General features: G+C 42.2%; 15 protein-coding genes. 7 read left to right on the top strand and 8 right to left on the bottom strand.

Annotated features, from left to right (window positions below):
- From H5202_RS02350 to H5202_RS02325, 6 genes are all read left to right on the top strand, one after another.
- Positions 1 to 1,119: a c-type cytochrome gene (locus H5202_RS02350; protein ID WP_259397161.1), complete on the top strand. Its 1,119-nt coding sequence runs from the start codon at positions 1 to 3 to the stop codon at positions 1,117 to 1,119.
- Between the two features lie 179 nt (positions 1,120 to 1,298).
- A complete protein-coding gene (locus H5202_RS02345) occupies positions 1,299 to 1,583 on the top strand; it encodes a cysteine-rich CWC family protein (RefSeq protein WP_182770631.1) in 285 nt (94 codons plus the stop codon).
- Positions 1,584 to 1,619: 36 nt separating this feature from the next.
- Positions 1,620 to 1,985, top strand: a complete 366-nt coding sequence (locus tag H5202_RS02340; RefSeq protein ID WP_182770629.1) for a cupin domain-containing protein — start codon at positions 1,620 to 1,622, stop codon at positions 1,983 to 1,985.
- A 229-nt stretch (positions 1,986 to 2,214) separates the two neighbouring features.
- Positions 2,215 to 2,748, top strand: a complete 534-nt coding sequence (locus tag H5202_RS02335; protein WP_182770627.1) for an SRPBCC family protein — start codon at positions 2,215 to 2,217, stop codon at positions 2,746 to 2,748.
- 202 nt (positions 2,749 to 2,950) lie between these two features.
- On the top strand, positions 2,951 to 4,315 hold the full coding sequence (locus H5202_RS02330; RefSeq protein ID WP_182770625.1) for an alanine/glycine:cation symporter family protein: 1,365 nt from the start codon (positions 2,951 to 2,953) through the stop codon (positions 4,313 to 4,315).
- Between the two features lie 185 nt (positions 4,316 to 4,500).
- Complete coding sequence (locus tag H5202_RS02325) at positions 4,501 to 4,899, top strand: hypothetical protein (RefSeq protein ID WP_182770623.1); 399 nt, start codon at positions 4,501 to 4,503, stop codon at positions 4,897 to 4,899.
- Positions 4,900 to 4,943: 44 nt separating this feature from the next.
- Here the strand turns inward: H5202_RS02325 and H5202_RS02320 are convergent, their stop codons facing one another.
- The 4 genes from H5202_RS02320 to H5202_RS02305 all read right to left on the bottom strand — a co-directional run bounded on the left by H5202_RS02320 (position 4,944) and on the right by H5202_RS02305 (position 9,529).
- Positions 4,944 to 6,053, bottom strand: a complete 1,110-nt coding sequence (locus H5202_RS02320) for an ABC transporter permease (RefSeq protein ID WP_182770622.1) — start codon at positions 6,051 to 6,053, stop codon at positions 4,944 to 4,946.
- A gap of 11 nt (positions 6,054 to 6,064) precedes the next feature.
- Positions 6,065 to 7,036 (bottom strand): ABC transporter ATP-binding protein, encoded by a 972-nt coding sequence (locus H5202_RS02315; RefSeq protein WP_182770620.1) that lies wholly within the window; start codon positions 7,034 to 7,036, stop codon positions 6,065 to 6,067.
- Complete coding sequence (locus tag H5202_RS02310; RefSeq protein WP_182770618.1) at positions 7,033 to 8,022, bottom strand: HlyD family secretion protein; 990 nt, start codon at positions 8,020 to 8,022, stop codon at positions 7,033 to 7,035. The genes H5202_RS02315 and H5202_RS02310 overlap by 4 nt, the downstream gene beginning before the upstream one ends.
- Before the next feature lie 154 nt (positions 8,023 to 8,176).
- Positions 8,177 to 9,529 carry a flavohemoglobin expression-modulating QEGLA motif protein gene (locus H5202_RS02305; RefSeq protein ID WP_182770616.1) on the bottom strand — a complete coding sequence of 451 codons (1,353 nt, stop codon included), beginning with the start codon at positions 9,527 to 9,529 and terminating at the stop codon, positions 8,177 to 8,179.
- A gap of 235 nt (positions 9,530 to 9,764) precedes the next feature.
- On the opposite strand from H5202_RS02305, the gene H5202_RS02300 reads away from it, so the two are divergent.
- The gene (locus tag H5202_RS02300; protein ID WP_182770614.1) at positions 9,765 to 10,742 is read left to right on the top strand and encodes a PDC sensor domain-containing protein; all 978 of its coding nucleotides are present in this window, start codon (positions 9,765 to 9,767) and stop codon (positions 10,740 to 10,742) included.
- An 85-nt stretch (positions 10,743 to 10,827) separates the two neighbouring features.
- Here the strand turns inward: H5202_RS02300 and H5202_RS02295 are convergent, their stop codons facing one another.
- The 4 genes from H5202_RS02295 to H5202_RS02280 form a co-directional block, all read right to left on the bottom strand.
- The gene (locus H5202_RS02295) at positions 10,828 to 11,004 is read right to left on the bottom strand and encodes a PA3496 family putative envelope integrity protein (protein WP_182770612.1); all 177 of its coding nucleotides are present in this window, start codon (positions 11,002 to 11,004) and stop codon (positions 10,828 to 10,830) included.
- 327 nt (positions 11,005 to 11,331) lie between these two features.
- Positions 11,332 to 12,018 (bottom strand): TorF family putative porin, encoded by a 687-nt coding sequence (locus H5202_RS02290; protein ID WP_182770610.1) that lies wholly within the window; start codon positions 12,016 to 12,018, stop codon positions 11,332 to 11,334.
- A 398-nt stretch (positions 12,019 to 12,416) separates the two neighbouring features.
- Positions 12,417 to 12,689 (bottom strand): HU family DNA-binding protein, encoded by a 273-nt coding sequence (locus tag H5202_RS02285; RefSeq protein ID WP_182770608.1) that lies wholly within the window; start codon positions 12,687 to 12,689, stop codon positions 12,417 to 12,419.
- 155 nt (positions 12,690 to 12,844) lie between these two features.
- Positions 12,845 to 13,498, bottom strand: a 654-nt coding sequence (locus H5202_RS02280; RefSeq protein ID WP_182770606.1) for a response regulator, incomplete at its 5' end; no start/stop codon positions are given.

Genomic DNA, 13,498 nt, shown 5'->3' with positions numbered 1-13,498 from the left:
ATGAAATTATTATCGCTATTGACCATTGGCGCTCTGTTTAGCTTGCCTTTACAGGCCGATGAATTATTGACTGAAGTTCCGGCGAAGCCAACTGCAGTAAAATCGTCTGAGTCTTCGACGACACTACCCGATCGCCAAGCTGCATTACCTGCGCTGGAGAAAAAAGCTGACGCCGTTTATCTTCAGCCTGCGCCATTAACGGCTATTCCCGAGGGGGATTTTGGTGACAAGGTTCGTTTAGGTTATCAATTATTTGTTAACACCCAACAGCTGCGCGATAAGTACGTTGGCAATGAGCTCAATTGTGTTAACTGCCATATGAATTCAGGACGGCAAGCTAATTCGTCGCCGTTATGGGCTGCATATTTTGCTTACCCTGCTTATCGCAAGAAAAACGATAAAGTAAACTCTTTTCAAGAGCGCATTCAAGGTTGTTTTACCTATTCGATGAACGGCAAAGCTCCGGCGGAAAACTCTCCTGAGCTAGTGGCAATATCGGCGTACTCTTATTGGTTAGGTATGAGCGGATTAATGGATCAATACAAGATTGCAGGCCCAGTGCCTGAATTGTCTGATGCGGAGTTAGTTAAAGGTGGTAAACGGGATGATTTCCCAATACCAGCAGCTATTGCTAAACATTTGGATACAGCAGCATTAAGCCAGCTTCCTGGACGCGGTTATCCGAAAACAGCTCAGCCTGAATTGGCCTATTCTCCTGAACGTGGTCAGGCAGTTTATCAAGCACATTGCCAAGTATGTCATGGTGAAGATGGCCAAGGGCAAGTGATTGCTGGTGTTACTGCATTGCCGCCATTGTGGGGAGCTCAAAGCTATAATTGGGGCGCAGGTATGCATAGGGTAAATACCGCAGCTGACTTTATTTATGAAAATATGCCGTTGGGCAAAAGTGTGCAATTAACGGTTCAGCAAGCTTGGGATGTGGCTGCTTACCTAAATTCGTATGATCGCCCACAAGATCCTCGCTTTAACGGTGATGTAAGTAAGACTCAAGCAACCTACCATCAACACCAAGGATATTATGGCCAATCCGTTGCCGGTAAGCCTGTTTTGGGAACCGCTTCGTATCCGGTTTTCCCGCTTAATAATAATCTGAAGTAATCATATTTACTCTGTATTCACCATTAAATTTTGTTTGTTATACCCATTAAGTTAACGCTTAGTGGGTATTTTTATTGGTTGTTAATGCATTTTCAGAAATGTAACGCGCATAGCGCTCATTGAGCATAATGATAAATGTCAGTATATTCATTTATCATTATCACCATATAGGTTAGGCAATGACATTATTTACTTCAGCAGCACAATCGTGCCCACTTTGCCAGCAAGCTAACGGTTGTGCGATGGAGCAAGGATTAGCCATTGATGCATGCTGGTGTGCTGAGCAAGCGTTAGATATGCCATCGGTCATTGCACAATACAAAGCGGCATCTGCTTTGGTTGATTTGCCGAATGACCAATGTGTTTGTCAGTCATGTATGTCTAAATTGGCGCAACAATTTAATATCGATCCCGTCGAAACTTATTCACCAGAACCAAAATCAGAATCAAAACTCAAATCATAACCATAACCATAATGACCATTTATTAGGGACGTTTCTATGCAAACGAAAGTGATTAATTTCAATGACAAGTTTTCTTTGTTCAATCAGCATTGGTCTCCTCGTGTGATTGCGGAAATGAATGACTATCAATTTAAATTGGTTAAGGTCGAGGGTGAGTTTGTTTGGCATCAACATGCCGATACTGACGAAGTGTTTATTGTAATGGAGGGAACGTTGCAGATTGCTTTTCGCGATCAGAACATCACACTTCAGGCAGGGGAAATGTTTGTTATTCCTAAAGGTGTTGAGCATAAGCCAATGGCGAATGAAGAATGTAAAATCATGATTATCGAACCTCGAGGTGTAGTTAATACGGGTGAGACAGATAGGGATCGAACGGCGTTAAATGATCTGTGGATATAACGTAGGCTAGTTTTTGTTATTTATAATAGGCCTCTACTCATGCTCGCGCATTTCTAGCACTCGCTGTTGGCGCAACGTTAGCTGTATGTTTAATGAGATAATACTGTTAATTCAATGTTAATTTTTTATTGTTAGCCAGCTGTTAGTCGGTATACTGAGGAGATTACTTTTTGGCAATTAAGCCTTAAAGACGGACATATAACTCTATGTATACTTGAGGATAATAATAATGCTTAGAAAAATTCTCGTTGTTGTCGCGACTATTATTGCGATCCCTTTTGTTGTCGCCCTATTTGTTCAAAAAGACTATTCAGTCACTCGCACTATCACCATAGACAAACCGGTCTCCGAGGTTTTTGATTATGTTAAACATCTAAAAAATCAGGATAACTTTAGTAAGTGGGCGCAAATGGATCCCGATATGGTGAAAACCTACCGTGGTACCGACGCGACAGTGGGCTTTGTGTCTGCTTGGGCCAGTGAAAACCCTGATGTAGGTGTTGGCGAGCAAGAAATTATTGCCATAGATGAAGGTAAACGTATCGACTTTGAATTACGGTTTATCTCACCCTTTGAAGCGACTGAGCCTGCCTATATGAGTACTGCAGCCGTTAATGCTAATCAAACTAAAGTTGATTGGGGTTTTAGTGGTCATTTTGCTTATCCAACTAACTTAATGTTTTTGTTTATCGATTTTGAGGCCATGATTGGTGCAGATTTACAGCAAGGTTTAGATATATTGAAAGTGGTACTGGAAAAGTAATTAGTCTGTGTCGGGGTGGTGAATAATCTTGAAGATGATTCATGAGGTCATGCAGTAGGTTGCCATGGTTTAGTTAATCGGGGTAATCTAAAAAATACAATCGTTGCAGTGGAGTTGGGCCATTGTAACCATAATAAAAATAACCAAATATCTAATAATTATAATTTCGACATAAGTCATTACTCATTATGAGGTTTTTTACATGGAAGCAGTCACGCAATTTATTAGTATGATCAACAGCATAGTATGGGGCGTTCCCATGCTGATTTTGATTTTAGGAGTCGGGCTTTTTCTGTCGATAGGCTTAAAATTCATGCCTATTTTAAAGCTAAATCGAGGCTTTAAATTATTATGGTCGGGTCGTCAGGTTACTGATGAAAGTGAAAAAGGTGATGTCAGTCCATTTAATGCCCTCATGACTTCATTATCGGCCACCATTGGTACGGGTAACATTGCTGGTGTGGCTACGGCGATTTTTATTGGTGGGCCAGGGGCATTATTTTGGATGTGGTGTACCGCGCTGGTTGGCATGGCGACGAAGTTTTCGGAAGCCGTTCTGGCGGTAAAATACCGTGAGACAGATGCTAACGGTAACCATGTTGGTGGCCCGATGTATTACATCAAGAATGGTTTAGGCAGCAAATGGGCTTGGTTAGGTACTGCATTTGCTCTGTTTGGCTCCATTGCTGGTTTTGGTATTGGTAATACCGTACAAGCTAACTCAGTTGCTGATGCGATGAGCAGTAACTTTGGTGTACCGAGTTGGGTTACAGGTGTGGTGTTAATGGTGCTGGTGGGTGCGGTACTCATGGGCGGTATTAAGCGTATTGCTGAAGTAGCTGGTAAGTTAGTGCCATTGATGACGGTATTTTATATTACCGCTGGTTTAGCTGTATTGGTTGTATATGCAGACGAAGTGCCTGCTGCTTTTATGTTGATTATTGAAAGTGCCTTTAACCCAGTAGCGGCCCAAGGTGGTTTTGCGGGTGCGGCGGTATGGGCTGCGATTCGTTTTGGTGTGGCACGTGGGGTGTTTTCGAATGAAGCAGGGTTAGGAAGTGCGCCAATTGCCCATGCGGCGGCGCAAACGAATAACCCAGTGAAGCAAGGTTTAGTGGCCATGTTAGGTACGTTCATTGACACGCTCATTGTATGTTCAATAACGGGCTTGGCGATTGTGGTTTCTGGTGCGTGGACATCTGGCGAAAATGGCGCAGCATTAACCTCTCTTGCGTTTTCACATGCACTGCCCATGGGTAATTATATCGTAGCCATCGCATTGGCTGTGTTTGCTTTTACCACTATTTTAGGGTGGAGTTTTTACAGTGAAAAATGTGTTCAATACTTATTAGGCGATAAAGCCGTAAAACCATTCCGTCTAATCTGGACCTTGGTTGTGCCTTTGGGTGCAGTAAGCTCGCTTGAGTTTATTTGGTTATTAGCCGACACGTTGAATGCGATGATGGCGATTCCAAACTTAATTGCGTTAGTGCTATTAAGCCCAGTGGTATTTGGCTTAACCCGTGAATACTTTATCAAGCAACGCGCACTAAAAGCCAAAGCATAGTGTGAGTAAATCGTGCAGGTGCATTGTTCGGATAATTTGTTCGGATAATTTGTTTGGCTTAATCGCTTGGCTAAATCATTCAGCAATCGCCGGATAATGGCACCGAGCAATATAATTCAACAATAATAATAGCTAAGCATGTTTATCAGTACATTGATAAACATGCGTTTTTAAAAGGATTTTTTATGAAGCACGTTGTTTTTACTGTATCTGTCGCCGCCATCTTGAGTATGGTATTTGTGTCGGGTTGCTCTAACCTGTCACTGCGAACCAATGCGGGTACAATTGCGCTAGGTAACGCCACAATAGCAGGGGTTGATACCTACACCTCAGCAGAAATGTCTAGGTTCAAAGCACAGTTTCTTGGCGATGTGACCACGTCATATTGTGAAAATTCATCGGATCCTGAAAAGTTAGATGATCTTCCAAGTTTGTCTTCAATGACTAAGTCACTCAAATTACAAGTGACTCAACGAGGCGGTAATGCCATTGTGTTGAAACAATGTGGCAAAGTTAATTACCCGTCTTGCGCTGTGTATTTAGAGTGTAACGGCGAGGCATATGTCATCGACCGTGGCTTATAACTAGACCCATTTTTCTAGCGCCTATTGGAGTCATGCAAGAGGCGTTAATCTAATCGTTTACTGAATCGCATCGCTGCAATCCATAATCCAATGACTGTAAAACCCACCAGCCATAACACATCGTTTATTAACTCACCTAACGTTGCCCCTTTAAGCACAATAGCTCGGATCATCCGCATAAAATGGGTTCCTGGCAGTGCTTCTGCAATCCATTTTGCTGCTGTCGGCATGGCTTCTAATGGGGTGATAAATCCAGAGAGTAATATGGTCGGTAATAATACAAAAATGGTCATTTGCATGGCTTGTAGCTGTGTTTTTGCAATAGTAGATATGATTAACCCTAATGTCAGGCTCGCGGTAATAAACAGTAACGTGCCCAACAATAAATGACTGATAGCGCCATTGATGGGCACTGCAAAAATAATATTGCCTAAGCCTAAAATAATGGTCATTTGCACTAAGCCGATGACGATGTATGGCAATATTTTTCCAATCATCAGTTCTATTGGCTTTATTGGGGTGGTGATTAATAATTCAAGGTTGCCACGTTCACGCTCACGAACGATAGCTGATGAAGTAAACAGCACCATGGTCATGGTCAAAATGACGGCGATTAAACCTGGAACAATATTCACCGCGGATCGCTGCTCCGGATTATAAAATAAGCTGACTTCAAACCGAGATTGGTTGCTAGTTTGCTCCGGTACAATATCGTTGAGCGATAGGTTGCGCAGTTGCTTTATCGCGCCTGCAATCATGGTGTCTGAACCATCGACTATCCATTGGCCAATCGGTTCATTGCGTGCGATTTTTTCATTCAAAGTAGGCGGTAAAATTAATGCCGCTTTAATGTGGCCACGGCGAATAGCGGCCTGTGCTTGCTCTGCTGTCGTGAGATAGGATGTGACTTCCACTACCTGGGTGACTTTTACCGCTTCGACTATCCAGCGTCCTGCAGCTGAATCACTTTGATCAACAATTGCTACCGGTATTGCACGCACATCAGTATTGATGGCATAGCCGAATAACAATAGCTGGATCAGCGGGATCATTATCACCATGGCAAAGGTAATTCGATCGCGCATAAGCTGCTTAACTTCTTTAGCGGTAATGGCGTGAATACGCATATAACTATGGCGAATACTGTTCAGCATGTTGTTAGCCCTTATGTTGCTTCATGGGAGGCTGGAACACGCTGGCCAGTATGGCTGACAAACACGTCTTCAAGATTAGCGCTAACTAAGTGAATATCTTGCAGGTTAACGGGGTGATTATGCTGTTGGCACTGATGCAGTAACCAAGAGATAGGATCCACTACTTGTTTGCTGACCAATACCCGTAATCTATGGCCTAACTGCGCCGCAGAGGTCACTTCAATGTGGCTGATTAATGCTTGTTTTAACGGCCTTAAATCAGTGGTGTTGATTTCAACCACATGGGCATTGATGTTATCCATTAATGATTTTGGCGTGTCATCGGCTCTGATCCTGCCTTTTTCCATAATGGCAATTTTATGGCAACGTTCGGCTTCATCCATATAATGGGTAGTCACTAAAATACTGGTGCCTTGTTCAGATAAATCGAACAGTTGCTCCCAAAAGTCACGCCTGTTTTGTGGATCAACGGCTGACGTGGGTTCATCTAAAAACAGTAACTTGGGTTGATTTAAACAGGCGCAGGCGAGGGCTAATCGTTGTCTTTGTCCACCGCTGAGAGTACCAGCCAGTTGATGCTGATACTGGCTTAGTTTGTAAGTGCTTTGCAGTTGATCAATGCGTTTTTTGCAGACACTATTGTCGATACCATAGATTCGACCAATAAATTGCAGGTTTTCTTTAACGGTTAAGTCATCGTAGAGAGAAAACTTTTGGGTCATATAACCAATATTATGGCGTAATGCTTCAGCCTGCTTCGGAATGGCTAATCCCATGACATTGATAGTGCCTTCGGTGGGGGTGAGTAAACCAGTTAACATTCTAATGGTGGTTGACTTACCACAGCCATTTGGGCCCAAAAAACCGTAAATGTTGCCTTTCGGCACCAATAAGTCTAATTGCTCAACAGCAGCAAAGTCGCCAAATTTTTTGGTGAGTCCATGAGCTTTAATTACCCATTGTGGGTCTACGGATAATGTCATTTTTGGGTTGGTAATATAACTTGTGTTGGTAATATAACTTGGGCTGGTATGCCCGTAGGTAGCTCGCTGGCCGAACGGTCTAAACTCACTTCTGCTAGAAAGGCTAATCGTGACCTGTCTGCTTGATTCAGTGCGTAGTAGGGGGTAAATGCCGGTTCAGTACTTATCCAACGCAGTGTGCCGTTAAATGTGCTGTCGATACCGTCTACACTGACCGACAACGTTTGGCCTATATGAAGTTTGGCTGCATAGGGTTCAGGTATATACACTCTGGCGTAGGGCGCCGCATCAGCTTGAATAACCGCAACTATTGCACTCAGTTGGACGCGCTCGCCTACGTTGTAGGGCAAGTTATCTAATTTACCACTGCGTGTTGCACGAATGCTTAAGTCGCTGTAAACCTGCTGCTCGTAACGTAGGTTGGCATTGGCAGCATCGAGTGCGGCTTGTGCTTGAAAAATATCTTCTTGGCGAACACCTTTGATCAATATTGTGAGTCGATCGTTGGCGGCATCATATTCTGCATTGGCTTGATCGCGAAGCGCTAAAGCCCGATCGCGCTCAGCTTCACTGACTAGGTTTTTTGCTAATAAACTCGCGCTGCGTCGATAAGATTTTTGCGCTTCGATTTTGGCTGCGTTGGCACTCTTTAACGCCGAATTGGCACTGGCGATATCTTCTGGGCGTTCACCATTGGTGAGTTTTAATAAGTAGGCTTGGGCTTTGACCACTTCCGCTTGCATTACTGCTAAGCGCGCGGCTTGTTTGTGGGTATCAAATTGGACTAATAAGTCACCGGCGTTGACTTGCATGCCTTTTTTTATGGGTTGTGCAGTAATGATTTCTGCTGCGGTTGAACGAAGAATGACTCGGTCGCGCTCTAAAGTGCCTAATGCTTGTGACGGTGTGGCTGGCGTACAGCCACTGATCAATATCAAGCTGGAGAATAACGTTGAAAATAAAGCTGAAAATAAAATGTGTTTCATAGCAAGTCTCAACCATAGCCGTTGTTACACTATAGCAAACTCGCTAGGTAACAAGGCATTAGCATTACACTTGTTTTGTTGACTAAGTGTGACTTATGCCACACTTAGCCACTTAGCCACTTAGCCACTTAGCCAATTAAACTTTGACTGCAGTTTATTCGAAGTTGTTATCAAACTCTGAATCTTCAAATAAGTCGACAGCAGAAGTCGGGACTACATTTTTGAATTGGCGTGCAAAATGACGTTGCACCCCTTTTAAGTCGATATTGCCGATGCCTGAAGCAAAGCCAAACCAAGCATAAAGACCGCTAATGTCTTCAAACATCGGTGGTAAATACTTAGGGTGGGCAATAATACCCTCTTGGTAGGCCTGATACAGAACTGGAATATCTTCGATGGCCAATTTACCCAAAAACAGCATAGGGATTAATTCTGGTAAACCCGTGCTGATGGCGCTACGAATAAAGTTAATGTTTTCAACATAACCGCGTACGTAGGAGATATCTTTAGTGAAAAAGCTGCCACCGCCGACCATACCACCACGAAACACCCTCTGAGTGACACGATAACTGTCTTTTGAACTCAAATTTAGATTTCTAAAGTATCGGTACACTTCTAAAAAGTCGGCACCTTGCTCAGCCATGTCGACGGCAGATACACGATCGCTAATTCGGCGTGCACGGCCTGGGTTTGAGCTTAACGTCAGCATTTCCATTAACACCGCTAAGCCTTCTTGCGATGCTGTCACTCGTGGAGAACCGACACTGAGCCAAGTCGCATGCGGTTGAGCGCGGCCATTGAGCGTGGTGCCTACATGAACCCAGCCTTCGTGCACTTCATATACATTCAAATCGGATTCGCTGAACATGGCGCGAGTGTTTAGCTTTACAGTATCACCACCGACAGCTGCGTCAGACACAATACCATCGCTCAACTTAACGTGAATTTCGTCGTTATGAAAATACTTTACTAAGCGCTCACTGAGAACATTTACCGCTTCTGGTGCGGTGACAATTTTTGGATGACGGCTATTCATGTGACGTGCAGCTGGCAACGAAAATATATGGCTTAAGCGATCACCCAGTTGGCGTAATGTGTGGCGATCACCATGTAATTTGTGGCTGGCACTGCCATACAATTCTTGACTGAGCTTACCAAACATTGGTTTGCCACGATTGTGCAGCATGTCTATCACGATTCGATATTGATCAATGTTAGCCAGTAAAATTTTACCTAGCTTATCGCGTTTGCCTAAACCTCGTTCAATGGCACTTTTTAACCCTTGTAGGTCGGTCTGGGTCTGATCTGCGTTAAATGATAAAGGAATCGATTGATAGAAGTCATTGCTGACATTGGGTAACTCTTTGGTTTGTTTAGCTAAAAAATCATCTTCAACTTGTCTTGGCCATTTTATCGAGTCTAAAATTTTAATCGGCGCTTGGATGCGAATTAATTCATCAGAAAAACGACGAATATCTTGTTGATAACGCAATAAAGAGTCAGACATTGTCTTTTCCTAATTTTGAGAAGGTTGGAAGCAATATAAGTACTTATATTAGCAGATGTTGATCGCAAAAAGGCAATGAAAAAACACCTCAAATTTAGCACTGTTTTGGTGCGGAAAAATCAGTTTATGCCGAAATTCATTTCAGTAATTTTATTTAAGTGTTTAAAAATAATGAGTTATTTATTTGGCATTAAAACTGCTTTAGCTAAAGTAATCTAGATTAAAAGGAAAACCAATGGCAGCGATGAGCTATTTAAGTGTGATCGAGCGTTACCATGAATATGAACACTTGGTACACGAATTATTAGAATCTATTTTGATCGGTGTGGGAGACATTAATCTATTCGAACAACCCATCTCGGCTAAAATTTTTGAAGACATGGCGATAAGTTATCCTTTCGTTGATCTTATTTATTTACTTGATCAGCAAGGAAAACAGATTTGCCCTAATATCAGTGTGATTAATCAGCAAGTTAAGTTAATGGCTTGCGGTCATCATGCAGACCGAAGTCAGCGACCTTATTTTACTCAATTGACTGCCATCGACACCGTCCATATTACTCGACCTTATTTATCTAACTCTGGTGGCGGGCTGTGTTTATCGGCATCGCAAATGATTAAATCGGCTTCTGGACAAGTGGTTATTGTGGTGATTGATGTCAACTTAACACGATTAATTGAGTTTATGATGGGCGATAGCGCTAGGCGTAAAATGTCACCGTTTTTTAAAAGTATCTATACTGCGATTGTACTGTGTCTGTTTGTGCTGGTGAGCGTACTCATGTGGACAGTGATCCGCGATATTTATACCTTGTTTAGCCAAGTATCTGCGACTCATGATCCGCTGCAGCCCTTTGGTATTATCATTTTTCTAACATTGGCATTAGCCATTTTTGATTTGGGTAAAACTATCTTGGAAGAAGAAGTGCTGATGCATAAAGATATCTTCCGCCACAGCTCGACTCGAAGAACGATTACGCGGTTTATTTCGACCATTTTGATTGCGATTTCAATTGAAGCTTTGCTGACTATGTTTAAAGCGTCACTAGGAGAAAAGCAATATATTGAGCCGGCCATTTTGATGATGCTTGCGGTCGTGGGGCTATTGGTAGGCTTAGGGATATATGTGTATTTAGGTGCTAAAGCTGAGTTGCTGCTCACACAAACGCAAGCCAGTAAGCACACTAGGCGCGTACAAGCTAAAAGCGAATAGGTCATTAATTAGCGATTAATAATGTCTAAGTTCGCGCACTTAAAATAGACAGGGATAAACGACATCAGCGTTTATCCCTATTTTTTTAGAAAAAGTCGTCGTCACCAATCGCTTTGCGTAATTGAGCTTGTTCGAGAAAATCTTCTAACCTGCGTTTTACTTGGCGTCTATGTTGTAATGTTTCGGCGGATTTAACGTTTCTTGGCGTTATCATCGCGTCCATTTCTGTATCATCAGGCACTCTTTCACTAAGATTAGCCATAACAAAACCCTCATGTCGAATAAAAGCGTGGTAATAATTCAATGAGCATTTTCTAACTAAAAAAACCTAAATAGGGAAGTAAAATATTTTTCCTCAATTGGACAGCTATTTTTACCTTTCTCTTTGAGCTTAGCAGTAAATGTTTTTCTTGCTAGTAAAACAAACTATCTCGTGCGAAGAGTGTGCTAGTGATCAAATATTTCCGATGTGCCGATGTGCTGCTCGCAACTAATGTTCCGCCCTCAATACAAATAAAAACGCCACCTTCAATTAGGTGGCGCCGATAAGACGAATAAAGTAAATCGCCATGTGTGATCGTGTGACTCGTTATAGGCTAAAGCCATATGAGTAACCTAAAACAACTTTAGCATCATTGTCTGGTAAGTCAGTGTCAGAGGCCATAAATGAAACTGTTCCAAGGTCTGTTTCAGCACTTAATGTAACGTTATAGTCGGCATAGGTGTCGCCAAATAAATCTTCAACAACATCGCCTTGTGAATAACCGTAGTGGAATGCAATGCTGAGCTTTTCTGTTAACGGGAAACTGGCATTGGCTTGAATATAGTTCCAATCTGTTTCGTCACTTGCACCAGACACATCAGAGTCAGCGTTGATCACTTGAGAATAACCAACATCTAACCATTTCCATCCAAGCACCAAGGCCACTTCACCAAAATCAATACTGCCACCAGCATCTGGGTAAGCATAATAAAGGTAGCTGATGTCGTAAGTTAGGTCTTCAGTAAAGTTACCGCCATAACCGCCATAAAGGTCTAGTTCGTAACTGGTTTCATCACCAAAATCGACATTTGATACCCAAGTCCCAGCATAAAATCCAGACTCATGCGCATAGTCAATGCCGCCTTGAACGGCTGCTTCATTATTGGTTTGTGTGGTGCCACGCCATAAGTAGTTCGATGTTGCGCCAATATTGCCACTGACTTCAGCAAGGGCTGAGCCGCTAAGTAATAAGCCAGTTGATAATGCAATTGCTTGATATAGTGATTTTTTCATCTTCATCCCTTAAAGTTTTATTATCACTGAGGCATTTATGTGTCATTAAATGAGCTCAATGTTGGTTTGTCTGAAGATCAATTAGCGAATCGCATGCCAATATTTTTTTAGCTATTAAATTAGCAGGTTATGTATTGGTGGATCATTTTGTTGCATCTTTGTTGCGGCTTAATGATGCAGGGGTGCACTTTTATTGTGCAATAAGGCTTTGGGTTTAGGCATTGGAATATATTGAATAGACTGGCGTTTTATGTCGTGCGATAGAGGGGGGCTAAGAGGTGATTTATATCATTAGTGCAGTCCGGGCGTCGGGATAAAAGAATAAGCAAAGCTGAAAAAAAACCAATAAAAAACCTCCATACAGGAGGTTTCTTTCAAAAAAAGACTGGGCGTAAAAATTAATTAACGCTATCTTTTAGTGTTTTTCCAGCTTTAAACTTAGGCACAGTCGCTGCAGCGATTTGAATTTCTTTGCCTGTTTGTGGATTACGGCCAGTACGTGCGGCACGTTGAGTGGTTTCAAAAGAGCCAAAACCAACAATAGAAATTTTATCACCATTTTTCATGGCTTCAGTTACCGCTAGTTCGAAAGATTTTAGTGCGCGGCCAGCTTCAGCTTTAGTTAGTTCCGCATTTTCAGCGATTTTTGCAATTAATTCACTTTTGTTCATATTGATATTCTCTGCTTTCCATAGAAGTGTTTTTTAAAACATGAATAACATGCCACAAGCCATGCTGGTTTAAAAGCACTTTATCCCATAAATTCAGTATCTGTAATGGTTTTAAAGTAAAAACAGTACAAATAATGTCATTATTTGGCTAATGATTACTCTTCTAGCAGTTGGTAAAGAATTTTCTTTACTAACTGTGGTTCGAAAGGCTTATCACATAAGGCGTTAACCCCAGCGCTAAATACATTACTTAGGTGGGTGTCATTGGCTTCTGACGATACCATTAGAATCGGGATATGTGATTGTTGACTGTGATTACGGATATATTGCGTTAATGCGAGACCATCTACCGAAGGCATGTTGTAGTCGGTTATCACTAAGTCATACATGTTTTCTTTCATTAGGTTGATAGCTTGCTCACCGTCAACCGCTTCAGTAATCAGTTGCATCCCTAAGTTGCCAATAGTGCGTTTAATCACATTACGTGCCATTCGGCTATCATCAACTACCAACACCCTGATGTTATGCACGTCAAAGTGGCTTAAATCCAGCTCGTCGTGGCTAAGTAAATCAATGGTCGAATTAAGTGCCGTAGCTAAGTGCTCAGCATTAAATGGCTTAGGTAGAATAGCAACAACACCTGATTGCCTAAAGATTTCGAGCTGTTCACGGCGACACTCGCTGGAAACCAGCATAAATTGAATATCATTTAATGCAGGAGTGCTTTTGATGTATTGCAGTAGTTCGGTGGCTTCACCATCGACAAAATGCAGTGCACTGGCGATTAAATCGGGTTTGTGACGTTGAAT

The organism is Shewanella sp. SG41-4, from assembly GCF_014164505.1.
In the GTDB taxonomy this organism is placed as follows: domain Bacteria; phylum Pseudomonadota; class Gammaproteobacteria; order Enterobacterales; family Shewanellaceae; genus Shewanella.
The sequence above is the reverse complement of the archived record's forward strand: the minus strand, read 5'-3'. Positions and strand labels throughout refer to the sequence as shown.